Origin of the sequence: Pseudomonas sp. B34(2017) (genome assembly GCF_002112915.1) — a bacterium.
Taxonomy (GTDB): domain Bacteria; phylum Pseudomonadota; class Gammaproteobacteria; order Pseudomonadales; family Pseudomonadaceae; genus Aquipseudomonas; species Aquipseudomonas pharyngis.
Genome location: NZ_NEJA01000003.1, coordinates 324,615 through 348,360, shown reverse-complemented (window position 1 = coordinate 348,360; position 23,746 = coordinate 324,615). Strand labels below are relative to the sequence as shown.

Genomic DNA, 23,746 nt, shown 5'->3' with positions numbered 1-23,746 from the left:
TGAGGACAGCTTCATGGAAGCATTGCACCAGAAAATCCGCGAACAAGGCATTGTGCTTTCCGACCAGGTCCTGAAGGTCGACGCCTTCCTGAACCACCAGATCGACCCGGCCCTGATGAAGCTGATCGGCGACGAATTCGCCTCGCTGTTCAAGGATTCCGGCATCACCAAGATCGTCACCATCGAAGCCTCGGGCATCGCCCCGGCGATCATGACCGGTCTGAACCTCGGCGTGCCGGTGATCTTCGCCCGCAAGCAACAGTCCCTGACCCTGACTGAAAACCTGCTGTCGGCGACCGTTTACTCGTTCACCAAGAAAACCGAAAGCACCGTGGCCATCTCCCCGCGTCACCTGACCAGCAGCGACCGTGTGCTGATCATCGACGACTTCCTGGCCAACGGTAAGGCGTCCCAGGCGCTGATCTCGATCATCAAACAGGCCGGCGCCACCGTCGCGGGCCTGGGCATCGTGATCGAGAAGTCGTTCCAGGGTGGCCGTGCGGAGCTGGATTCGCAGGGTTATCGCGTCGAGTCGCTGGCTCGCGTGAAATCGCTGAAGGATGGCGTGGTTACCTTCATCGAGTAAGCAACACTGCATTACCTCTGTGGGAGCCAGCCTGCTGGCGATGGCGTCGTGTCAGTCAACATCTTCAGGACTGGCGGATAGCAATCGCCAGCAGGCTGGCTCCCACAGTTGCTTCGGGTGTTGGAGTTATTGCGCGGTAGCTTTGAGGCCAGTGAGGAGCAACCGCTGAAACAGGTCTTCCTTCAGACCTTCCGGATCAGTGAGCTGCATGCGCGCCAGATGCTCCGGATACAGTGAAGCCTCTGGCGCATCCAGCGCGGCCTTGCCCAGTTCCAGAATCTCCGTCAGCTTGAATTTGCTCTTGAGCCAGTTCAGCGCCCGCAACAGATCCTTTTCGACCTCCGTGAAATCGCAGCCCAGCGGATACTCCGGAAACAGGTTCGGATGCCGTGCGGCAATCGCCTGCAAGCGTTGCGGGGTGTTGTCGGTAAAGCGCGGATCGAGACGGAAATCCTTCGGCAGCTTGCCGACCTTCTGCGCCTGCTCGATCAGGCCCTGCTGGAAGCGCGAGTCGCTGATGTTCAACAGCGCTTCGATCACCACCGCATCCGACTTGCCGCGCAAATCGGCGATACCGTACTCGGTGACCACGATGTCGCGCAGGTGCCGCGGAATCGTGCAGTGGCCGTACTCCCAGACAATGTTCGAACTGACATCGCCGCCGGATTCGCGCCAACTGCGCAGCAGCAGAATCGAACGCGCATCGTGCAGCGCATGGCCCTGGGCAACGAAGTTGTACTGGCCGCCGACGCCGCTGAGCACCCGCCCGTCTTCCAGTTGATCCGCCACCCCGGCACCCAACAGGGTCATGGTGAACACAGTGTTGATGAACCGCGCATCCAGGCGTTGCAGACGCTTGAGTTCTTCCTGACCGTACAGTTCGTTGATGTAGCTGATGCGAGTCATGTTGAATTCAAGGCGTTTGCTCAGCGGTAACTCACGCAAGCGCTCATAGAAACTGCGCGGCCCGAGGAAGAAACCGCCGTGGATCGAGATGCCATCGGTTTGCGCCGCCTCGTCGAGGGTCCCGGCGTTGGCCTGCTGCTGGGTCTGCACATCCGGGTAGACCTTGCGCCGGATGATCCCGGCTTCGGCCAGCACCAGCAGGCCGTTGACGAACATTTCGCTGCAACCGTACAGGCCTTTGGCGAAGGGTTCGATGCCGCCCTCGCGTTCGATCAACTGCGCCCATTGGCTGAGGTTCACATCGGCCAGCAAGTCCTGGTATCCGGCGTTGTCGGCCTGACGCGCCAGCAACGCGGCGGTCAGCGCATCGCCCATCGAGCCGATACCGACCTGCAAGGTGCCGCCATCGCGTACCAGGGTACTGGCGTGCAAACCGATGAAATGATCCTGAAAGCCGACAGGCATGTTCGGTGTGGAAAACAGCGTGCTGCTGTCCTTCTCGTCGATCAGCAGGTCGAAGGTATCGATGTCGACTTCGGCGTCGCCCGGCATGTACGGCAGCTCGGTGTGCACCTGGCCGACCAGCAGAATGGTCTCCCCCGCCGCCCGGCGTTTGGCGATCATCGGGAACAGGTCGAGGGTGATGTCCGGGTTGCAGCTCAGGCTCAGGCGATCGGGATGTTCGCTACTGCTGGCGAGCAACTGCGCCACCAGGTTCAGCCCGGCGGCGTTGATGTCGCGGGCGGCGTGACTGTAGTTGCTGCTGACGTAATCCTGCTGGGCCGGCGCGCTGTTGAGCAGGCTGCCGGGCTGCATGAAGAATTGCTCGATGCGGATGTTGGACGGCAGGCTGTCGCGGTGCAGGTCGGCGAGGAATTCCAGTTCCGGATAATCGCCGAACACCCGCTCGACGAAGGGTTCGATGAAGCGCTTCTGCAAACCATCGCCCAAGGCCGGACGGCCGAGGCACAAGGCGGTGTAGATCGTCAGCTGCCGTTCGGGCAACCCGGCCACCCGCCGGTACAGCGCGTTGACGAAGGGATTGGGTTTGCCCAGCCCCAGCGGCAGACCCATGTGGATGTGCACCGGCAACCTCGCCAGCACGTCGTCCACTGCCTGTTCGATCGAACACAACTGCACCATCTGAAGCCTCCTGCCCGTTCCGTGAATAGGGGTACGACCGAGATTGCCGGTTGTTTGCTGCAATGAACAGCCTCAGGCCTGAATCGCGGGCACAAAAAAACCGTCCGAAGACGGTTTTTTTTCGTCAGAAGCGCGGCTTATTTCAGGCCGGACATCTTCTGAATCGCGCCCTTGAGCTCTTCATCGGAGCAGTCGGCGCATGTGCCTTTTGGCGGCATCGAGTTGATGCCGGTGATGGCCTTGGCCAGGATGCCGTCGAGGCCGCCCTGGTGATCGGCGCGCTCTTTCCAAGCGGCGGTGTCACCGATTTTCGGTGCGCCCAACAGGCCGGAGCCGTGGCAAGCGTTGCAATGTTTGGCAATCACTTCGTCCGGCGTCTTGGCGCCACCACCGCCGCCTGCCGAAGCAGCGACTTCCATCCCCTTGCACTCTTGCCCTTGAACACACACCTGGCCCACCGGCTCGAGGCGCTTGGCAATGTCGTCATTCGTCGCAGCTTGAGCGCTGACAGCCCAGAGGGCCAGTACGGTTGCTGGTGCAGCCAGCATTTTCATAATTAGGTTCACGCGTTCACCCTCAATGGTGGCTATTCACGCCTGCGGCCACGGTTCGCAGGCGGGCGCAAGTATAGCGGTTACCCCGCTTCACTGAAACAACCCCAAATTCGAAGGGGTTATATCGCGCTGTGGAAAAACGTTTCGGGTGCCTTCGCCGTATGGCCTGGCGCCTCTTGGTTTAAAAATTCGCCGGCGTGGCTGCGCTGATTAGTCGCGCCGGTGCATCGAACGGATTACGGAAACGATGCGGCTTGGTACTTTCAAAGTAGTAGCTGTCGCCGGCTTCGAGGATAAAAGTTTCAAGGCCTACCACCAGTTCCAGGCGCCCTTCCACCAGAATCCCGGTTTCCTCGCCTTCGTGGGTCAGCATTTCTTCGCCGGTGTCGGCGCCCGGCGGGTAGATTTCATTGAGGAACGCGATGGCCCGACTCGGGTGCGCGCGGCCGACCAGCTTCATGGTCACGGCGCCGTCGGAAATGTCGATCAGCTCGTTGGCCTTGTAGACGATCTGGGTCGGTTTTTCCTGCAGGATCTCTTCGGAAAAGAACTCGACCATGGACATGGGAATCCCGCCCAGAACCTTCCTCAGCGAACTGATCGAAGGACTGACGCTGTTCTTTTCGATCATCGAAATGGTGCTGTTGGTGACGCCCGCGCGCTTGGCGAGTTCACGCTGGGAAAGCCCTTTGAGCTTGCGGATCGATTGCAGTCGTTCACCGACGTCCAAGGCTGGAGCCTCCTGATGTTGTAGAAATATTGAGCGTTATCATGGCGACAGCGTTCAGTATTTACAACACTTGGGCCCCGCTAGCGCTTCAACCCTCGGAATAGAGCCTTGGCACCCGGCGCAGGTTGCAGAAGATCTGGTACGGAATGGTGTCCGCCCACTTCGCCACATCGCTGGCGAGGATGTTCTTGCCCCACAGCTCGACGGTCGAACCGAGGCCGGCCTGCGGTACGTCAGTCAGGTCGATGCACAGCATGTCCATCGACACCCGCCCAAGAATGCGGCTGCGCTGGCCGGCCACCAGCACCGGGGTGCCGGTCGGCGCCTGACGCGGATAACCATCGGCATAACCCATAGCGACCACGCCGATGCGCATCGGCTTGTCGGTGATGAATTTCGCACCGTAGCCCACCGGTTCGCCGGCCGGCAGTTCACGCACGCTGATGACTTTCGACTCCAGCGTCATCACCGGTTGCAGGCGCTCGGCCACGGCGTTGGCTTCTTCGAACGGGGTGGCGCCGTAGAGCATGATGCCCGGGCGCACCCAGTCGCTGTGAATCTGCGGCCAGCCCAGCACCGCCGGCGAGTTGCGCAGGCTGACTTCGGCCGCCAGGCCCTGACGCGCGGCTTCGAACACCGCGACCTGATCGGCGCTGCTCTGCTCGTGCAGTTCATCGGCCCGGGCGAAATGGCTCATCAGCACGACTTTCGCTACTTTGCCGCTGGCCAGCAGACGCTGGTAAGCCGCCGGGTAATCCTTGGGATGCAGGCCCACGCGATGCATGCCCGAATCGAGCTTCAGCCACACGGTGATCGGCTTGCTCAACGCCGCCTGCTCGATCGCTTCGAGCTGCCACAGCGAATGCACCACGCACCAGAAATCGTGCTCGACGATCAGCGCCAGCTCATCGGCCTCGAAAAAACCTTCAAGCAGCAGCACTGGCGCGCGAATCCCGGCGGCACGCAGTTCCAGGGCTTCTTCGATGCATGCCACCGCGAAGCCGTCCGCTTCAACCTCCAGCGCCTGGGCGCAACGTACCGCGCCATGGCCGTAGGCATCGGCCTTGATCACCGCCAGTGCCTTGGCACCGGTGACTTCACGGGCGATACGGTAGTTGTGACGCAGGGCTTGAAGGTCGATCAGGGCACGGGCAGGACGCATGGCAGCAGACTTCTTGGCGGTCATGGGAATAAAAACCGGCGCTGGCTGACGGCGTGAACCGCCAACAGCACCGGGAGAGGGATCTTTACAACGGGTTACGGCAACGCGGCGACGATGGAGATCTCGACCAGGATGCTCGGCTTGGCCATCTTCGCTTCAACGGTGGCACGGGCCGGGGCGGCGCCCTTGGGCAGCCACTGATCCCACACCGAATTCATGCCGGCAAAGTGCGCCTCGATGTCGTTCAGGTAGATCGTCGCCGACAGCAAATGCTGTTTGTCGGTGCCGGCCAGATCGAGCAGGCGCTCGATGTTGGCGAGGACGTCGCGGGTCTGCTGTTCGACACCGGCGTTGAAGTCATCGCCGACCTGCCCGGACAGATACACCGTACCGTTGTGGCTGACGATCTGACTCATGCGCTCATTGGTGAGCTGGCGCTGGATTGCCATGCTTTGCGGACTCCTGGGTGGTGTTGCCATAACGGGAAATATCGAGGCCTTCGGCGCTGATCTGTGGCTTTTTCTTCGCCATCAGGTCAGCCAGCAAGCGACCGGAGCCGCACGCCATGGTCCAGCCGAGGGTGCCGTGACCGGTGTTCAGGAACAGGTTCTTGAACGGGGTGGCGCCGACGATCGGCGTGCCATCCGGGGTGGTTGGGCGCAGGCCGGTCCAGAAACTCGCTTCGGCCAGATTGCCGCCCTGAGGATAAAGGTCGTTGACGATCATCTCCAGGGTCTCGCGCCGACGCGGGTTCAGCGACAGGTCAAAACCGGCGATCTCCGCCATGCCGCCGACGCGGATGCGGTTGTCGAAACGGGTGATCGCGACCTTGTAAGTCTCGTCGAGAATGGTCGAAGTCGGAGCCATCGCCGGGTTGGTGATCGGCACAGTCAGCGAGTAGCCCTTCAACGGATAAACCGGTGCCTTGATGCCCAGCGGCTTGAGCAGTTGCGGCGAGTAGCTGCCGAGGGCGAGTACGTAGCGGTCAGCGGTTTCCAGCTTGCCGTCGATCCACACGCCGTTGATGCGGTCACCGGCGAAGTCGAGGCGCTGGATATCCTGGCCGAAACGGAATTCCACACCCAGTTGGGTGGCCATTTCGGCGAGGCGGGTGGTGAAGATCTGGCAGTCGCCAGTCTGGTCGTTCGGCAGGCGCAGGGCACCGGCGAGGATGTCGGTGACACCCGCCAGCGCCGGTTCGACGCGGGCAATGCCGGCGCGGTCGAGGACTTCGAACGGCACGCCGGATTCTTTCAATACGGCGATGTCCTTGGCGGCGTTATCCAGTTGTGCCTGGGTGCGGAACAACTGGGTCGTACCGAGGCTGCGGCCTTCATAGGCGATGCCGGTTTCGGCGCGCAGTTCGTCGAGGCAGTCGCGGCTGTACTCGGACAGACGCACCATGCGCTCCTTGTTCACCGCGTAACGATTGGCGGTGCAGTTGCGCAGCATCTGCGCCATCCACAGGTACTGGTCGATGTCGGCGGTGGCCTTGATCGCCAGCGGCGCGTGGCGTTGCAGCAGCCATTTGATGGCCTTGAGCGGCACGCCCGGCGCAGCCCACGGCGAGGCGTAGCCCGGCGAAACCTGGCCGGCGTTGGCGAAACTGGTCTCCATGGCCGCGGCGGGCTGCCGGTCGACCACCACCACTTCAAACCCGGCACGGGCCAGATAGTAAGCACTGGCGGTACCGATGACGCCGCTACCCAAGACCATAACGCGCATTTTGTATCCCTCATCGCGGCGTGCCGCGTACGTCTGTTGTTAGAGCAATGATGCGCGCAGTGTAAAAAAGATTTGCCAGTGCTTTTCACTGTATAAGCGCCTATATTTGGCGACAATTCTCGGCAAAAACCCTTTTCACGGAGGCGCATCCCCTATGCGTACCAACACTCAGACCAAACGTGAGCTGGACAAGATCGACCGCAACATCTTGCGGATCCTGCAGGCGGACGGGCGGATTTCATTCACCGAACTAGGCGAGAAGGTCGGGCTCTCCACCACGCCGTGCACCGAGCGGGTGCGTCGCCTGGAGCGCGAGGGGATCATCATGGGCTACAACGCCCGCCTGAATCCGCAGCACTTGAAGGGTAGTCTGCTGGTTTTCGTCGAGATCAGTCTCGACTACAAATCCGGCGATACTTTCGAAGAGTTCCGACGTGCGGTGCTGAAATTGCCCCACGTGCTGGAGTGCCACCTGGTATCAGGGGATTTCGACTATCTGGTGAAGGCGCGGATTTCCGAGATGGCCTCGTACCGCAAGCTGCTGGGCGACATCCTGCTCAAGCTGCCGCATGTGCGCGAATCCAAGAGCTACATCGTGATGGAAGAAGTGAAAGAGAGCCTGAGCCTGCCGATTCCGGACTGATCGCTCAGACCAGTACCTGCCCACTGGATCGTTCCCACGCTCCGCGTTCGGCTTTGGAAGGGACGCGGAGCGTCCCGGGCTGCATTCCCACGCAGAGCGTGGGAACGATCAGAGTCAGACCAGCACTTGCCGGTTTTCAGCCATGTACTCGAACACCTGCTTCTCGACCCGTGGGTGAATCAGTTCCACCGGTCGCCGGCCGTTGGGGCACGGCAAGGTCTGGGTGGTGCCGAACAACCGGCAGATCAGCGGCCGCTCGTCATACACCGTGCAGCCATTCGGCCCCAAATGCACACAGTTGAGCTCTTCCATCGCTGCGTCCTGCTCGGCGCGGGTCTTGCGCGGCAGGCGGGACATTTCCTCGGGCGAGGTGGTCACCGGCCCGCAACAGTCATGACAGCCCGGCACGCATTCGAACGTGGGAATCTGCTGACGCAGGGTGCGGATTTTCTGACTGTTGCAGCTCATTGCAGCGGTAACCGGAGCGAAATAGGCGGCAATTGTGCCGCAAAAGCCGTGATCCAGACACCACGGGCCGACCAATGTTGCCCGGCCTCGGGCCTGCGGCTTATGCTCCGTCAAATTTTCTCGACACCCGCTCAGGATGACGCCCATGAATGCCCGCGCCCACGCCACCGCGAGCCAACCCCACGTTGCCTCTTATTACGCCGCCAGCAGCCTGCCGCAGCCCGATCATCCGGTGCTGCAAGGTGAACTGATCGCGGACGTGTGCGTGGTCGGCGGCGGTTTTTCCGGGCTGAACACCGCGCTGGAACTGGCTGAACGGGGCTTGAGCGTGGTGTTGCTGGAAGCGCACCGGATCGGTTGGGGCGCCAGCGGTCGCAACGGTGGGCAACTGATTCGCGGGGTCGGTCACGGCCTCGATCAGTTCGCCAACGTGATCGGCGCCGACGGCGTACGTCAGATGAAACTCATGGGCCTGGAAGCGGTGGAAATCGTCCGCCAGCGCGTCGAAAAATTTCAGATCCCCTGCGACCTGACCTGGGGTTACTGCGACCTCGCCAACAAACCTTCCGACCTTGAAGGTTTTGCCGAAGACGCCGAAGAACTGCGCGGCCTCGGTTACCGCTACGAAACCCGTCTGCTGCAAGCGAACGAGATGCACACCGTGGTCGGCTCCAAACGCTACGTCGGCGGCCTGATCGACATGGGTTCCGGGCATCTGCACCCACTGAACCTGGCACTCGGCGAAGCCGCAGCAGCGCAGCAACTGGGGGTGAAGCTGTTCGAGCAATCGGCGGTCACTCGCATCGACTACGGCCCGGAAGTCCGGGTGCATACAGCGCAAGGTTCGGTGCGGGCGAAAACCCTGGTGCTCGGCTGCAACGCCTATCTCAATGGGCTGAATCCGCAACTCAGCGGCAAGGTACTGCCGGCCGGCAGCTACATCATCGCCACCGAACCGCTGAGCGAAGAACAGGCCCACGCCCTGCTGCCACAGAACATGGCGGTCTGCGACCAGCGGGTGGCGCTGGATTACTACCGGCTCTCGGCAGATCGTCGTCTGCTGTTCGGCGGCGCCTGCCATTATTCGGGGCGTGATCCAAAGGACATCGGCGCGTACATGCGGCCGAAGATGCTCGAAGTGTTTCCGCAGCTCGCCTCAGCGAAGATCGATTATCAGTGGGGCGGGATGATCGGTATCGGCGCCAACCGTCTGCCGCAGATTGGCCGGCTCGCGGAGCAGCCGAACGTGTATTACGCCCAGGCCTATTCCGGCCACGGCGTGAATGCCACGCACCTGGCGGGCAAGCTGCTGGCCGAGGCTATCAGCGGCCAGCACAGCGGTGGCTTCGACCTGTTCGCCAAAGTGCCACACATCACATTCCCCGGCGGCAAGCATCTGCGTTCGCCGCTGTTGGCGTTGGGGATGTTGTGGCATCGGCTCAAAGAGTTGGTCTGAGATCGTTCCCACGCTCTGCGTGGGAATGCATCCAGTGACGCTCTGCGTCACAGCGGACGCGGAGCGTCCGGGGCGGCGTTCCCACGCAGAGCGTGGGAACGATCCTGATACAGATCTCAGATCCGCCAGAACGGCTTCAACCCTTCCTCCAGCGCCTGCTCGCGGGTCAGCCCGATGTCCTTGAGCTGTTCCGGTGTCAAGCGCAACAACGCCTTGCGCGTGTGCAGACGATGCCAGAACAGGTCCCAGCGACTCAGGCCCGACGGCGCGTTGCACATGCTCTCGTTGCGCGCATTGTCCTGTTGCCCTGCCTCCAGTTCCTGACTGTGTAACGTCAGCCGCACATCGCTCAAGCCGTTCATTTTCGTTGCTCCTGTTTACTTGGGTAGCCAGAGATTCCATGATGCGCGGGCGAGCAAAATCATTACAGATTCAACACATCTGTATTATTTCCATACAGATTTGCTGTCTCTGCGACTGAATTGTCGATTTACGCCGCATCTGTACTGGTTTAACGAATCATCTGCATCGAGGCAGTGCCATGACGCTCTATGTGAATCTCGCCGAACTGCTCGGCACCCGCATCGAACAAGGCTTCTACCGTCCTGGTGATCGCCTGCCGTCGGTGCGCGCCTTGAGCGTCGAACACGGGGTCAGCCTGAGCACGGTGCAGCAGGCCTATCGGATGCTGGAAGACAGCGGCCTGGCCACGCCGAAACCCAAGTCCGGGTACTTCGTGCCGGTCGGTCGCGAGTTGCCGGAACTGCCGGCGGTCGGGCGCCCGGCGCAACGACCGGTGGAAATTTCCCAGTGGGATCAGGTGCTGGAACTGATTCGCGCGGTACCGCGCAAGGACGTTGTGCAGCTCGGTCGCGGCATGCCGGACATCTCGTCACCGACCATGAAACCGCTGCTGCGCGGACTGGCCCGTATCAGCCGCCGTCAGGACATGCCCGGTCTGTATTACGACAACATCCACGGCACTCTCGAATTGCGTGAACAGATTGCCCGGCTGATGCTCGATTCCGGCTGCCAGTTGAGCGCCAGCGATCTGGTGGTCACCACCGGTTGCCACGAAGCGCTGTCCACCAGCATTCACGCAATCTGCGAACCCGGCGACATCGTTGCGGTGGACTCGCCAAGCTTTCACGGCGCGATGCAGACCCTCAAGGGGCTGGGCATGAAAGCCCTGGAAATCCCCACCGATCCGCTCACCGGCATCAGCCTCGAAGCGCTGGAACTGGCGCTGGAACAATGGCCGATCAAGGTCATCCAGCTCACGCCCAACTGCAACAACCCGCTTGGCTACATCATGCCGGAGTCGCGTAAACGCGCCCTGCTCAACCTGGCCCAGCGCTTCGACGTGGCGATCATCGAGGACGACGTGTATGGCGAACTGGCCTACACCTACCCGCGTCCGCGCACGATCAAATCCTTCGACGAAGACGGCCGCGTGCTGCTGTGCAGTTCGTTCTCCAAGACCCTGGCGCCGGGGCTGCGCATTGGCTGGGTCGCGCCCGGCCGCTATCTCGAGCGGGTGCTGCACATGAAATACATCAGCACTGGCTCCACGGCACCGCAACCGCAGATCGCCATCGCCGAATTTCTCAAGGCCGGGCACTTCGAACCGCATTTGCGGCGGATGCGCACGCAATACCAGCGCAATCGCGACGTGATGATCGATTGGGTGACGCGCTACTTCCCGGCCGGCACCCGCGCCAGCCGCCCGCAGGGCAGCTTCATGCTCTGGGTCGAACTGCCGGAAGGTTTCGATACGCTGAAACTGAATCGTGCGCTGCACGATCAGGGCGTACAGATTGCCGTCGGCAGCATCTTTTCCGCCTCGGGCAAATACCGCAATTGCCTGCGCATGAACTACGCGGCCAAACCCACAGCACTGATCGAAGAAGCGGTGCGCAAGGTTGGCGCGGCGGCGATCAAGCTGTTGGCCGAGGCCGATTAATCCACCATAAAGGCGCCCTGACCTTCAAACCGCACCGGATCGACGGGGCGGCTTGAGGCGTCATCGACCCGCGCATCCAGCTCCAGCTCCACTTCCAGCAGACTGCCCTGTATACCGGCGTCCGCCCGCCATGGAACAACGTGGATGCCCGGTCGCAGGAAATCACCTTCGACCGGTTGACCGCTGTCCAGGCGCCAGTGCACCGCCGCACCGTCGACACGAGCAGCCACGATACGCAGTTGCAACGTGCCCGCCGCCCAACGGAAACGTTGCGGATCGGCGGGGGGCGCGACAAATGCCCAGCGCATCAAGCGCACGTCGGGACAGTGCACCCGCAAGTGCACGCTGCGCAGACCAAAGCCCGGGCCCCGGCCATCAAGCGCCGTGCGTTGCAACAGGTCGGCGCGCGTTGCGCTACCCAGGTTCACGCTCGCGGGCGACAGACTCGACTGACACGTCTCGGCGCTGAACGCCTGTTGAAATACCAGACACGGCAACACGATCCAAACCGGCAGAAATTTCATCAGATGCACTCGTTCAGGACAGCTCGGCCGGCGCGCAGGTGGCATCGACCCGCTCGATGAGCGCGCTGTCTTCAGGGGATTCGGGAAGCGGGAAACGCAACACGCACCGCGTGTTGTCAGGGAGCTGCACATGTAGGCGCTGACCCGCTTTTGCGTCGGGCAGAAAAATCGTTCCGGCATCCTGGACCGTTGTCAGGTAGCGGCCCTGCTCATCGTGAACACTCAACCCCTTGGTCAGCCATTGCCGGTCGACGGTCATGGCGTTGAGCAACAATCGCCGGACGGTGACGAGGGAAAAGTCCAGATGCTGCACCGAACCACGGGCGGGCTGCACTTCCTTCACCCCGTCGAGCACTTCAACGTTGCGCGACAGGCTGAGCGGGTCGACTTCCAACCGTGCCGTCGACCAGGCCGGCAGGCTCGCCGCGACTGCGTGGCCCGAGCCATCGGTCCAGACCGGCCCTTGAGGCGTGTTCAGTTTCACGCCCGATCGATCACCGGCCTTGAGTACGCCGAAGGTGTCGCGCAGGGGATAAGGCGACAAGGTTACGCCCTCGCGATGCAGCACCACACCACCGCGCAGCCCCACGTCGTAATCGGTCGCGCCGGATCGCTGGCCGACACCAACGTCCAGGCTGGTGTAGCGCGGCAGGGCATTGAAGCGCACACCATAGCTCGCTGCCGCTTCATCGCGGTATTCAGCGTTGGCGCTGTAGGCCAGGTTTTCCCCCAGCACATCGCTGACGGCCACGCCCCGACGCAGGCCGGATCGATCATCACGGCGCAAATAGCCGCGCAGTCTTCGCTGGCCACCCAGCGCCATTCCCAGTGTCAGGTAAGCGGAATTGCCCAGGCGATCGGGCGCCGTATCGCCGATAGCACGCTCCAGGTTCAACGAAAGGCTGATGCGCTCAGGCAATGTACGCGACCAGGACAGGCCAAGACGCGACTGCGACGGTTCACCCTGGGTCGAATATCGCGACCAGGTCGCCCCGAATGCACCCCATTGATCCACCGAACCGGTGACAGAAAACACCAGGTGATCGCGACCGGGAGACTCTGCCCGGTGAAGCGCCTGATTCCAGCCGGTGTCTGACAGCGTGCGAAAATTCCGACTCTGGCGCACCGCAACCAGACTCGTCGACAGGTGCTCGGACAGCGGCGCACTAAGCGTCAGCTGCGTCTGGCTGCCTCCCGCGCCACTGGAGCGGTCATCGGACAGCACCTGCTTCACGCCCAGTGCGTAGCCGCCGGCCCATTGTCGTTGCAGGCCCCAGCCTGTCGACAGGTAGTCGGTTGCCGCGAGCACACCGGCGGTGAGACGGGTGGCCTGCCCCCAATCCCAATCCTTGCTGAACGCCGTGAAAGAAGGCGTCTGTCGGTCGTCCGAGCCCAGCCGTCGCACCGTGCCCAGCGCGAAGTTGAACCCGCTCGGCCCGGCCCATTGTGCTTCGTGGAGACTGGCCGCCGGCACCCGCAAGCGCCGCGCCTGCCCATCCTGCTCGTGCACAGTCACGTCCAGATCAATCTGATTGCTCAGCAGCGGCAGCGCTCGCAGCGTGAACGGTCCACTCGGCACCATGGTGGTGTAGATCATCACGCCGTTCTGCCGGACTTCGATGCGGGCCGGCGAATACGCGACACCTTCCACCTGCCCCCGCGCGCCGTCCTGCGCCGTTCGCAACTGGGTGAATGCCGCTTCCGGCAGGATCTGCACACCGTTGAATGGTTCACCGGCAAACAAGGTCGACGCGAGATTCAATTGCCCGACCTGCAGGCTGGCTTCGGCGTCCTCAAGGGTTCGCGCACCGTAGGCATACAGGTGCTCGAACCGCGACTTGCCGGAGGTCGACGTGTAAGACTGCCGACTGCGCAATACCCAATCCCCGGCGTTTACGCCGACCTCTGAGCCCAGGCTTTGAAACCTGTCGTGTTGGCCTTCATGCTGACTGCCGACCATCAACGCGTCGTAATTGAAAACGCCGGCCGTACCACCATGGGCGAAGTTGTTTGGCGCACGCTCCGCCAGCATCAGACTGTCGGTCGGTACCAGCAGGTCAATCCGTTCGCGTCCCGGATCCAGATACGCGACCGCTTCGGGAAATCCCTCCACCAACGTCATGCACTGCTCCGGTCGCAACTTGGTCATCGAGGGTGGCGGGTGTACTCCGGCAGCGTTCAGCCATTGGGGTTGCAGGCACAATTCTCCGCGCTCGTTGAACGACACCCGCACACGGCCTCTGGCCTGTCCGTTGACCTCAAGCGCCACGGAATGCTCGCCTTGGGCGAAGCGCGGCGCCTCCCGAAAGTACGCCGCCAGCGCAGGGTCGATGCCGCGTTCCCTCAACACTTGAGCGTCGAACTCCAGTGACTCGGCCGCCAGCACCGTGCCGTTGACCGCCAGCAGCAACACGCCCCAACGAACGCAGACCTTCATCAGCGAGTAACCGGCGCGTCGTAATGGTCGACCGCAAAGCCGTAGGTGGTGGCCGGAAAAATCCTCACTGCCATCGTCTGAGCCGAGGCGTGCAACGGGAAATCAACGTGCAGGCGCTCGCCGGGCAAGATGTAGGTCTTCGGCAGGTTAACCGTGCGGGTGCCCGGCAGAGGCACAATGGTTTTCGCCAGCCGAACCACATAGGGGCTCGGATTGACGACCTGCACACCAGCGGCATCTATTGACCAGCTCAGCCGTTTCCAGGGCTCGCGCTCCACCGGCAATCCGGCGGGGCGCAGAATCACCGGCAGGTTCTGACGGACACCGAGAGTGACCCGCGCTCCGGCGGCGTCACTGGCCGGCTGGATCCCCTCGAAGATCACCCGCTTCAGGCGTTCAGTCTTCAACGGTTGCTGACTTTGCAGAATGAATCGCACTTGCTGAATGCCGTCCGGTTCGACACGAGCGATGGGCGGGGTAAAGACCAGCAGTACATCGTCGCTGTCCTCGATATTCTCGACGGTGGTGTGCAGCAATGCGGGGCGCGTGTCGGTATTGCGCACATTCATCACCGCTTCACCCATGCCCTCCTCCACCAACAGCACCGGCGTCTGCGGAACCATTCCGGCGGAGTGGGCCAGCGGCACTGAAAGCCATGCGAACAGGCACAGCGCTGCAGTCTTGAGAGCAGACTTGAAAGAAATGAGCATCGGGATAATCCGTGAAATCCTGGATGCGGCCCGGCAAATGCCGGACCGCGCTCGCTTGTGCCAGCCGGTCCCGGTGCCTGAGAGACACCGGGACGCTGTCATCAGAGGTAGAACATGTCGAACGTCACGGAGCCGTCCAGCGGGATTTCGTTGGCAATCGGCAGGGCGTTGCTTGGGCCGATGATCGGCAGCAGGTGCATCGGGAAACCGTGATGACGAGCCGCAACCGGACCGGCCGCGGCATTGTCGCCCCACGAGTACAGTTGCGGCGCATTGCTGACCAGTGTGCTGGTCGGCACACGCCATGCCGGGGCCGCCAGTGTTCGGGTCAGCAGCGTCTGGGCATTGCCGTCGGTCTCCGGAATGCCATGGCGCAAGGCGAAACCACCAATAGGCGTACCGTTGATTTCGCCCAGCCCGAAAAACAGTGCCGGATCACTCTGACCGGCACCATCACTGATGCCGGGCAACTTGGTGCCGGCCCGGTTGTCACGCACCGACACTTCCACGGGGGCCGGTGCATCGCAATTGATGTGCAGGGACACATCGCGACCGGCCAACAGGGTCTGAGTGGTCGGATTCAACGTCGCCGCCGAAATCTTGCGCAGATCCACCGTGCCGCCACCGGCAAAGGCCGGAATGCAGGAGGTCGGAATAATGGTACCGATGACATTCAGGTCAACGCTTTCTGCCATTGCCCATGCTGGCAGCAACGCTGCAGCCAGTACCGCAAGACGGGATGTCTTTTTCATAAGCCGTAATCTTCCATTAAATGACTGTCCACTCCCTACAAACCTGGTATGTAAGTAAGCGGGCTGATGATTGCGGCTTATGAGAGATAAATCTGTAGGAAACGGGAGCGCTTAAACAGCGAAATCACGACTGGTTTAATAGGTAATTTGAGCTTGGTGGCGGGATCCTACGCTGCCGTGGTCGGATGCTTTGAACCGCCCTGTCTCCGGGGTCCGAGATTCAGTACGCCTGAAAGCGCAGATCGATCCCGAACCGGGTCAGATCGGCAACCCGGGTCTGCGCTGACCCTACCCGTCCTTCAAGTTCCACTTCGACGTCCATGCGCTGACCTTCCAGTGCAACGCCCGCCCGCGCGGGAATCAGGCTTTGCCCGGCGGGCCAGACAGCCGCACCGGATGCCGCACCCGGTTCAAAACCAAGCCACTGCACAGCCTTGCCATCCACCCGGACAGCCACCACTTGAACCCTCAACACCCCGGCGCTAAAACGATAGTCGACGGCGTCCGCTGCTGGCGCGACCAGGTCGAGTCGCAACGGTCCTGTCCGCTCACACTGAACGGTGATCTGCACCCGGCGGCGCCCGAAACTCAACTGGTCATTCTCTATGGGCTGTTGCAGCAACTGACCGCGCGTCATCGCTCCAAAATCGACGGAAGGCTGCCCCAGCCTGACTGCACAGTCCGACTGCGCCTGTGCCTGATCGGCAATAAATGCGGTACTGAGCAATGCCAGACCGATCATGCCGGTTTTCAAATGCTGCATGGTGACTGACTCCTTAAACCGCTTGGCAGGTGGCTTGTGCCGTTTCGTACAGCGACTGCGTGTCGGGTTGTTCGTCGATGCAATAGATCAACCGGCAGCGACTGCCATCGGGCAGCACCACATGCAAAATCGTGTCGGGCAGGACATCGGGCAAAAAGATCGTGCCGGCTTCCAGCACGTTGGTGATGTACTGTCCCTGCGCGTCGAAAACCGCTCCACCCTTGCTCAGAAGCACGTTGTCGGCGGTGCGCGCCTGTAACAGCAGGCGCCGCGCAGTGACCATCTCGAATGCAAGGTGCGCTACCGCACCACGCCCGGCTTCGACTTCCTGGTAAGCGTTGTGCACATCGACATTGCGCCCCAGGCTGGCCGTGTCGAGTTCGACCCGTCCCTTGCTGTACGCCGGCAGACTCGCCGCCACGGCGTGCCCGGCATAATCGGTCCAGACCGGGCCGCGCGGGGTGTTGAGCTTGACTCCCGCACTGTCGCCGGCCTTGAGCAAGGCGAAGGTTTCGCGCAGCGGATAAGGCGACAGGGTCACGCCTTCACCATGCAGCAACGCACCGCCGCGCAGGCCGATGTCATAGTTCTGGTTACCGGCTCCGCTGCGCGAATAGCCCATGTCCATCTGACTGTAGCGGGGCAACAGATTGACCCGCCCGTTGAATCCGGCGCCACTTTCATCCGGTCGCTCGGCGCCGATGCTGTAAGCCAGGGTGTCGCTCAGTTGTTCATTGAATCGCAGGCCGCTGCGAGTGCCGCCCGCGTCGTCGTTGCGCACATAGCTGCGCAACGTCTGCCGGACACCTAACGGCAGACTGACACTCAGATAGGCTGCCGTACCGCGAGCATCGTTCGAATCCCCCGCGACATCGCGCTCAACCGTAAATGTCACACTGGCTCGCCGAATGCTCTGCGACCAGGCCAGGGCGACTCTTGAAGTGGCCGTCCCGTCAAACAGGGAGAACCGCGAATAGCTGGCGGAAAAACCACCGAACAGCGGGCTGCTGGTGCTGAGATTCGCCGTCAGTTGATTGCGCATCCGCTGAAACGGCTGATCATTGTGCGAGTCCCAGGTGGTATCCGAGAGTGTGCGAAACCCCTGAGTCTGCCGGGTCAGCGCAACACTCGCCGACAGCCTTTCACTCAGAGGACCGCTGGCCGTCCATTGCAACTGAGTGCCGGATGCAGCCTGATCCTGCGCCCGGGAAACCAACTGCCGGCCCCCCAGTACCAGTCGATTGCCGACGCTGCCCTGTATCGCCCAGCCCACCGACTCATAACCTGTACCGAGCATGGCACCGGCCGTGACCTGCCCACGCTGGCCCAGCCGCCAGTCCTTGCTGGCAGCCGCGAAGGACGGCGCATCACGATCATCATCGGCATAGCGTCGCACTTGGCCGACCGCCAGCCCATAACCGGCCGCCCGCCCCGTCATTGCGCCTCGCAACTGCGTCGCCGGCACAATGAAGCGCCGCTGCTGCCCGTCCTCTTCATGCACCGTCACTTCCAGATCCACGCTCTGACTGAGCAACGGCAAACCGACCAGGGTGAACGGGCCGCCGGGCACCACCGTGGTGTAGATCAGCGCACCGTTCTGCGTAACTTCGATTCGGGCGGCGGAATAGGCAATCCCTTCTACCCGCGCACCGGAGCTGTCATCGTCCAGCGCCATCAGGGCCAGTTCCGGCTGCACCTGAAAGCCGTTGAAGGCCTCGCCGGAAAACAACGGGGAAGCCATGTTCAACTGACCCAATTGCAGGTTGACCCGATAGCGCTCCGAGGTGTGCGAGGCATAGGCATACAGGTGCTCGAGGCGATCCTGACCGGCGAAATCGCTGTACACCTGACGACTGCGAAACGACCAATCCGCAGCATTCAGCCCAAGCTCGGTATTCAGATTGCGGAACTGCGAGGACTGGCCGGCGAACCGACTGCCAAGCAGCAAGGCGTCGTAGTTGAACAGGCCTGCCGCGCCCCCGTTGAGGAAACTGCGGCGAACCGGGCGATCTGGCATCAGCGCATCGGTGGGCACCAGCAGTGCGACATGCCCCTGCGAGGGATCGGTTTGCACTACCGCGTCAGGAACGTACTGACCGAACGGCACACATCCCGGTCCACCCGCCGACTCGATTCGAGTGGTGGCTCTGATGCCGCCCCTTTCCAGCAGTGACGGCGTGAAACACAACTCGCCTTCGGCATCGAATACGACCTGCAACCGCCCCTTGGGAACGCCGTTGACCGACAGGGCTACCGCCTGCTCGCCCTCGCGAAAGCGCGGCGCCTGGCTGAAGTACTCGGCCAGACGCGGGTCCAGCCCGCGGGATTTCAGGACATCCTGATTGAACTGCACGGACACACGCTCGGTGCTTCTGGCGATCGGAGCGGCACTCAGAATGATCATCAGCGCCGCGCCGGCCAGACAATATCGCTGCATCAATCCGTCACCAACGGAGCGTCGAAATGCGCAATGGCGAAACCGTACGTAGTGACTGGAAACAGTCGCACCTGGAGCTGTGAACGGCTCGATTCAGCCGTCCCGCTCAGGGTCAGCTGCTCGCCAGGCAACACATAGGTACGCCCCAGATCCATCTCTTTGCCACCAGGCAACAACATCACCGAATGACCCAGCCGCACCACATACGGACTGGGATTGCGGACCTTTATCTCGGAGCCTTGTCGTAGCCAGACCAAATGCTTCCAGGGCTCACGGTCGATCGGCAATTTCGCCGGACGCAGGATCGCCGGGATGTTCTGGCGCACGCTCAGGTTGACCTGCGCCTTGCCCGTCGCATCCTGCGGCGCGATGCCTTCGAACACCACCCGCTTGAGACGCTCGGTCTTCAGCGGTGCGGCGCTGCGCAAAATGAATCGCACGCGCTGTGTGGCCCCGGGCTCGACCCGGGCGACCGGCGGCGTCAGAAGAAGCAAGGGTTCGGTGTCTTGCGGCACGTCCTCGACAGAGGTGTGCAACAGCGCCGGATGGGGCTCGCTGTTGAACACATTGATCCCCGCCTCGCCCAGTCCTTCGTCGAGCACCAATACCGGCGTTTCGGGAACCATCCCCGCCGCCCGGAGCTGGCCGGGCTCCGATAAAACCACCAACAGCACACTCATGATGGCGCTGCGCATGAAGCCGTTCATGTCGTTGTCCACAGACAAGCGCGCAGCCGGCAGCACCGCCAGGCCACGAGCCAGCCGATCAGGTTGATAGGAAATGACAGGCCACACAAAGGCCGAGCCTGTCGGCAGTCACTGCAAAACCCTGTTGCGCCTCAAACCCGGCACAACCACCCGCATTCCCTCAGAGGTAAAGCAACTCGAACGTAGCCGACCCGTTGAGTGCGAACTCGGAGGTGATCGGCAGGCTCGACGACGGGCCGATGACGGGAACCAGGGTCATGGGGAACGTGTGGACAATGCCCGGCGTCGGACCTGCCGCCAGCGAAGCACCCCACGAGTACCGAAGGTTGCCGCCTTCGGCGTTTTTCCCGACCAGCGTTGCCGTTTCGGGAGAGTCCCAGTTGGCCATGTCGCCCTGCTTGTACATGACCATCGACGGCTGACCGTCGACGGTGGGTGTGCCGAACCGCAGGCCGTAGCCACCGATCTTCGCCCCGGCCACTTCACCGATTCCGTAAATGTACATGGCCCAGTCGTAGCCATCGATGACAATCCCGGGCCGCTGCGTATGAGACTGATTGTCATGCACTTTGATCGCCATGGGGGCGGCTGCGGAGCAACTGACGCTCAGCGTGATGTTGCGGTTCTGCAGTTCGGTCTGGCGATCCCGGTTCAGCGAACCGGCGGAAATGTCTCCCAGATCAACGGTATTGCCGCCGGCGAAGGCCGGTGTACAGGAGGTCGGAACAATGGTGCCCGTGATCGTCAGATCCGCGCTGTCGGCCATGACCCAGGCCGGTGACAGGGCGCTTGCGACAGCAATTGCACGAAAGGTCTTGCGCATGAAAATTCTCACTCCATAAGAATCGAAAGATGACAGCCAGCTGCGCTTCTTCTGCTGTAAAACAGGAAACTTCCTGCCTCAAAATCAGCGTTGTCATTATTCCAATTGTTTCCCGGCAGTGATGTAAGGCGACGGCGCGATTAGCACTGGAAAAATCGCTGCAAGGCGTAGCTGATGTGAGCCGGAAAAATCGTCAATTCGTTTAAGAACTCTCGCTTGCCCGACAGTCATAAGCTACAAGCCGCTCTGGTCCAGGGCTCGGATTGACTGACCGTCGAACGGATAACACGCTGCGTACGCCGTGCCATACTCCTGACCTCGCCCACACCCGGAACGATCCGACTTGAGCTCAAGACATTCCCTGCCATTTGCACTGATGTTCGTCCTGCTGCTCGCCGGGTGCGCCTCACTGGATGTTCCACGAGAACCCAGCCAGACCCTGCCAGCCAACGGATCGGCATTCGGCCGTTCGATCCAGGCCCAGGCGGCGCCCTACAAGGGCCAGTCCGGCTTTCGCCTGCTGTCCAACAGTACCGAAGCCTTTACCGCCCGCGCCGAGCTGATCCGCAACGCCCAAAGCAGTCTCGACTTGCAGTACTACATCGTCCATGACGGCATCAGCACCCGAATGCTGGTGGAAGAATTGTTGAAGGCTGCCGACCGTGGCGTGCGGGTGCGGATCCTGCTGGACGACACCACCAGCGACGGTCTCGACCTCATCATCGCCACACTGGCGGCGCATCCACAGATCCAGATCCGTCTGTTCAATCCGCTGCACCTGGGGCGCAGCACCGGCGTGACCCGTGCGGCCGGGCGGCTGTTCAACCTGTCGCTGCAACATCGGCGCATGCACAACAAGTTGTGGCTGGCGGACAACAGTGTGGCCATCGTCGGCGGGCGCAATCTGGGCGATGAATACTTCGATGCCGAGCCCAACCTGAACTTCACCGACATCGACATGCTCAGTGTCGGGCCGGTCGCCGAACAGCTCGGGCACAGTTTCGACCAGTACTGGAACAGTGCCCTGAGCAAGCCGATCGACGAATTCCTCTCCAGCAAACCCACGGCCAAAGACCTGCAGAACACCCGCACGCGCCTGGAAGAATCCCTGGAAGAGACCCGCAAACAGAATCACGCGCTGTATCAGCAGTTGATGACTTACCGCACCGCTCCGCGCATGGACGTCTGGCGCCGGGAGCTGATCTGGGCCTGGAATCAGGCGTTGTGGGATGCGCCGAGCAAGGTGCTGGCCAAGGGCGAACCCGATCCGCAATTGCTGCTGACGACCCAACTGGCGCCGGAGCTCACCGGTGTCAGCAAAGAACTGGTGATGATTTCTGCGTACTTCGTGCCGGGACAACCGGGGCTGGTCTACCTGACCGGCCGCGCCGATGCGGGCGTGTCGGTAAGCCTGCTGACCAACTCGCTGGAAGCCACCGACGTGCCGGCGGTGCACGGCGGTTATGCGCCGTATCGCAAGGCGTTGCTGGAACATGGCGTGAAGCTGTTTGAGCTGCGGCGCCAGCCTGGGGATAACGACGGCAGCGGCCCGCACCTGTTTTACAGCAAGTCCTATCGCGGCTCGGATTCGAGCCTGCACAGCAAGGCGATGATCTTCGACGGCAAAAAATCGTTCATCGGCTCGTTCAATTTCGACCCGCGCTCGGTGCTGTGGAACACCGAAGTCGGGGTGCTGGTAGACAGCCCCGAACTGGCGGCGCACGTGCGCGAACTGGCCTTGCAGGGCATGGCGCCGGCGCTCAGCTACGAAGCGAAACTGCAGGACGGAAAAGTGGTGTGGGTCACCGAGGACAATGGCCAGATGCACACGCTGACCAAGGAGCCCGGCAACTGGTGGCGGCGCTTCAATGCGTGGTTCAGCACCACCGTGGGACTGGAGCGGATGCTGTAGCAACCCGCTCCAGCCGCCTCATCAAGCGGGCTCCGGCACCTTGCCGAACGCCCCTTGCCGCGACAGCAGAATCACCAGCCCGAACGCGCCGGCCGCCATCAGCCACGGCAACGCATGTCCACTGATCCACTGGCTGCCCGCGCCCGCCATCAACGGCCCGATCAGACAACCGACACCCCACAGCTGCGCGACATGCGCATTGGCGCGCACCAGCGCATCGTCGCGGTAACGCTCGCCGATCAGAATCAGCGAAAGCGTGAACAGACCACCGGCACTGGCGCCGAACAGCACCCACAGCGGCCAGATCAGCAGGGTGTCGAGCAGCATCGGGATCGCCAGGCTCGACAGCATCAGCACCACGGCGCAGGCGGTGAACAGGGTCCGTCGCGACAGGTAGTCGGCCAGCGCACCGATCGGCAATTGCAACAGCGCATCGCCCACCACCACGGTGCTGACCATCGCCAGCGCGATTTCAGCGGTGAAGCCCTGTTGCAGGCAATACACCGGCAGCAGCGTCAGGATCATCGCTTCGAACGCGGCGAACAGTGACACCGCCCAAGCGATGGCCGGCAGTTCGCGAGCGAAGCCCCACAGATCGCCGAAGGTCACGCTGCTGGCCTCGCTGCTCGGCGCACCGCTGCGGCCCAGCAGCAGAAACGGCGATACGATCAACAGACCGACACCGACCCAGAAACCATAATCGTGATCAGTGCCCAGCGCGCCCAACAGCAACGGACCGGACAGTTGGCTCAACGCGTAACTACTGCCGTACAGCGCCACCAGTCGTCCACGCCACTGCTCGACCACCAGCTGATTGATCCAGCTCTCGCCAAGGATGAAGACGATGGTCAGAGCCACGCCGATCATCAGCCGCAACACCAGCCAGATCGGGTAACTCGGCAGCAGCGCCAGCAGGCCGATGGACAGCGCCCCGGCCCACAGGCACAGGCGCATCAGGTTCGCCGTGCCGAAGCGCGCGGCCAGATGACTGGAAACCTTCGCCCCCAGCAACACGCCAATGGCCGGCATCGCCGCCATCACGCCGATGGCGAACGAGCCGTAACCCCAGCCCTCCAGGCGCAACGACACCAGCGGCATGCTGACACCGAGGGCCAGGCCAACACTCAAGACAGACGCCAACACGGCGAAATACGTCGCCCAACGCATGGTCCACGCTCCTGTGGATAATTTTTATTCACACAAAACCAATGTGGGAGCGAGCCTGCTCGCGATAGCGGTGTCACATTCAACATTGATGTCGACTGTCACACCGCTATCGCGAGCAGGCTCGCTCCCACAGGGATCTCCGTTCGATTCGGGAGCCTGATTCACTCAGGCTCCCGTC

At 62.0% G+C, this 23,746-nt stretch carries 22 protein-coding genes; 5 read left to right on the top strand and 17 right to left on the bottom strand.

What is annotated here, in order from left to right; all coding sequences use genetic code 11:
- Nucleotides 1-13 precede the first annotated feature (13 nt).
- A complete protein-coding gene (locus CAF80_RS11230; RefSeq protein ID WP_007920398.1) occupies nucleotides 14-586 on the top strand; it encodes a xanthine phosphoribosyltransferase in 573 nt (190 codons plus the stop codon).
- 126 nt (nucleotides 587-712) lie between these two features.
- On the opposite strand, the gene CAF80_RS11225 is transcribed toward CAF80_RS11230, so the two are convergent.
- From CAF80_RS11225 to dadA, 6 genes are all read right to left on the bottom strand, one after another.
- A complete protein-coding gene (locus CAF80_RS11225; RefSeq protein WP_085667347.1) occupies nucleotides 713-2,635 on the bottom strand; it encodes an acetyl-CoA hydrolase/transferase C-terminal domain-containing protein in 1,923 nt (640 codons plus the stop codon).
- A 137-nt stretch (nucleotides 2,636-2,772) separates the two neighbouring features.
- Entirely contained in the window at nucleotides 2,773-3,189 is a 417-nt protein-coding gene (locus tag CAF80_RS11220; RefSeq protein WP_039765242.1) for a cytochrome c5 family protein, read from the bottom strand.
- A gap of 181 nt (nucleotides 3,190-3,370) precedes the next feature.
- Nucleotides 3,371-3,919: a cupin domain-containing protein gene (locus tag CAF80_RS11215; protein ID WP_003229444.1), complete on the bottom strand. Its 549-nt coding sequence runs from the start codon at nucleotides 3,917-3,919 to the stop codon at nucleotides 3,371-3,373.
- Between the two features lie 88 nt (nucleotides 3,920-4,007).
- Nucleotides 4,008-5,081 carry an alanine racemase gene (gene alr, locus CAF80_RS11210; protein WP_074689996.1) on the bottom strand — a complete coding sequence of 358 codons (1,074 nt, stop codon included), beginning with the start codon at nucleotides 5,079-5,081 and terminating at the stop codon, nucleotides 4,008-4,010.
- Between the two features lie 95 nt (nucleotides 5,082-5,176).
- Entirely contained in the window at nucleotides 5,177-5,530 is a 354-nt protein-coding gene (locus CAF80_RS11205) for a RidA family protein (protein ID WP_039765240.1), read from the bottom strand.
- The gene (gene dadA / locus CAF80_RS11200) at nucleotides 5,502-6,806 is read right to left on the bottom strand and encodes a D-amino acid dehydrogenase (protein ID WP_074689994.1); all 1,305 of its coding nucleotides are present in this window, start codon (nucleotides 6,804-6,806) and stop codon (nucleotides 5,502-5,504) included. Before dadA ends, CAF80_RS11205 begins: the two co-directional genes overlap by 29 nt.
- Before the next feature lie 154 nt (nucleotides 6,807-6,960).
- On the opposite strand from dadA, the gene CAF80_RS11195 reads away from it, so the two are divergent.
- Nucleotides 6,961-7,449 (top strand): Lrp/AsnC ligand binding domain-containing protein, encoded by a 489-nt coding sequence (locus tag CAF80_RS11195; protein ID WP_003177284.1) that lies wholly within the window; start codon nucleotides 6,961-6,963, stop codon nucleotides 7,447-7,449.
- Nucleotides 7,450-7,563: 114 nt separating this feature from the next.
- Here CAF80_RS11195 and CAF80_RS11190 read toward each other — a convergent pair whose 3' ends face one another.
- Nucleotides 7,564-7,917, bottom strand: a complete 354-nt coding sequence (locus CAF80_RS11190) for a YkgJ family cysteine cluster protein (protein ID WP_007954485.1) — start codon at nucleotides 7,915-7,917, stop codon at nucleotides 7,564-7,566.
- A 145-nt stretch (nucleotides 7,918-8,062) separates the two neighbouring features.
- On the opposite strand from CAF80_RS11190, the gene CAF80_RS11185 reads away from it, so the two are divergent.
- Complete coding sequence (locus CAF80_RS11185) at nucleotides 8,063-9,373, top strand: FAD-binding oxidoreductase (RefSeq protein ID WP_074689992.1); 1,311 nt, start codon at nucleotides 8,063-8,065, stop codon at nucleotides 9,371-9,373.
- 116 nt (nucleotides 9,374-9,489) lie between these two features.
- Here the strand turns inward: CAF80_RS11185 and CAF80_RS11180 are convergent, their stop codons facing one another.
- Complete coding sequence (locus tag CAF80_RS11180; RefSeq protein WP_039765237.1) at nucleotides 9,490-9,735, bottom strand: DUF1127 domain-containing protein; 246 nt, start codon at nucleotides 9,733-9,735, stop codon at nucleotides 9,490-9,492.
- Nucleotides 9,736-9,914: 179 nt separating this feature from the next.
- On the opposite strand from CAF80_RS11180, the gene CAF80_RS11175 reads away from it, so the two are divergent.
- Nucleotides 9,915-11,336, top strand: a complete 1,422-nt coding sequence (locus tag CAF80_RS11175; protein ID WP_039765236.1) for a PLP-dependent aminotransferase family protein — start codon at nucleotides 9,915-9,917, stop codon at nucleotides 11,334-11,336.
- On the opposite strand, the gene CAF80_RS11170 is transcribed toward CAF80_RS11175, so the two are convergent.
- The 8 genes from CAF80_RS11170 to CAF80_RS11135 all read right to left on the bottom strand — a co-directional run bounded on the left by CAF80_RS11170 (nucleotide 11,333) and on the right by CAF80_RS11135 (nucleotide 20,489).
- Nucleotides 11,333-11,860, bottom strand: coding sequence for a hypothetical protein (locus CAF80_RS11170; RefSeq protein ID WP_039765235.1), 528 nt, complete (start codon nucleotides 11,858-11,860; stop codon nucleotides 11,333-11,335). The two genes, CAF80_RS11175 and CAF80_RS11170, sit on opposite strands and share 4 nt — an antisense overlap.
- 13 nt (nucleotides 11,861-11,873) lie before the next feature.
- Nucleotides 11,874-14,297, bottom strand: coding sequence for a fimbria/pilus outer membrane usher protein (locus CAF80_RS11165; RefSeq protein WP_085667346.1), 2,424 nt, complete (start codon nucleotides 14,295-14,297; stop codon nucleotides 11,874-11,876).
- Nucleotides 14,297-15,007: a fimbria/pilus chaperone family protein gene (locus tag CAF80_RS11160; RefSeq protein WP_085667345.1), complete on the bottom strand. Its 711-nt coding sequence runs from the start codon at nucleotides 15,005-15,007 to the stop codon at nucleotides 14,297-14,299. Before CAF80_RS11160 ends, CAF80_RS11165 begins: the two co-directional genes overlap by 1 nt.
- Nucleotides 15,008-15,108: 101 nt before the next feature.
- Nucleotides 15,109-15,759: a DUF1120 domain-containing protein gene (locus tag CAF80_RS11155; RefSeq protein ID WP_039765232.1), complete on the bottom strand. Its 651-nt coding sequence runs from the start codon at nucleotides 15,757-15,759 to the stop codon at nucleotides 15,109-15,111.
- A 220-nt stretch (nucleotides 15,760-15,979) separates the two neighbouring features.
- Nucleotides 15,980-16,522, bottom strand: coding sequence for a hypothetical protein (locus CAF80_RS11150; protein ID WP_039765231.1), 543 nt, complete (start codon nucleotides 16,520-16,522; stop codon nucleotides 15,980-15,982).
- Between the two features lie 13 nt (nucleotides 16,523-16,535).
- Entirely contained in the window at nucleotides 16,536-18,959 is a 2,424-nt protein-coding gene (locus tag CAF80_RS11145; protein ID WP_085667344.1) for a fimbria/pilus outer membrane usher protein, read from the bottom strand.
- Entirely contained in the window at nucleotides 18,959-19,666 is a 708-nt protein-coding gene (locus tag CAF80_RS11140; RefSeq protein WP_081353127.1) for a fimbria/pilus chaperone family protein, read from the bottom strand. Before CAF80_RS11140 ends, CAF80_RS11145 begins: the two co-directional genes overlap by 1 nt.
- A gap of 160 nt (nucleotides 19,667-19,826) precedes the next feature.
- Complete coding sequence (locus CAF80_RS11135; protein WP_039765227.1) at nucleotides 19,827-20,489, bottom strand: DUF1120 domain-containing protein; 663 nt, start codon at nucleotides 20,487-20,489, stop codon at nucleotides 19,827-19,829.
- Between the two features lie 376 nt (nucleotides 20,490-20,865).
- On the opposite strand from CAF80_RS11135, the gene CAF80_RS11130 reads away from it, so the two are divergent.
- Nucleotides 20,866-22,401: a phospholipase D family protein gene (locus tag CAF80_RS11130; protein ID WP_139831671.1), complete on the top strand. Its 1,536-nt coding sequence runs from the start codon at nucleotides 20,866-20,868 to the stop codon at nucleotides 22,399-22,401.
- Between the two features lie 21 nt (nucleotides 22,402-22,422).
- On the opposite strand, the gene CAF80_RS11125 is transcribed toward CAF80_RS11130, so the two are convergent.
- Nucleotides 22,423-23,568: an MFS transporter gene (locus tag CAF80_RS11125; protein ID WP_039765225.1), complete on the bottom strand. Its 1,146-nt coding sequence runs from the start codon at nucleotides 23,566-23,568 to the stop codon at nucleotides 22,423-22,425.
- Between the last annotated feature and the right edge of the window lie 178 nt (nucleotides 23,569-23,746).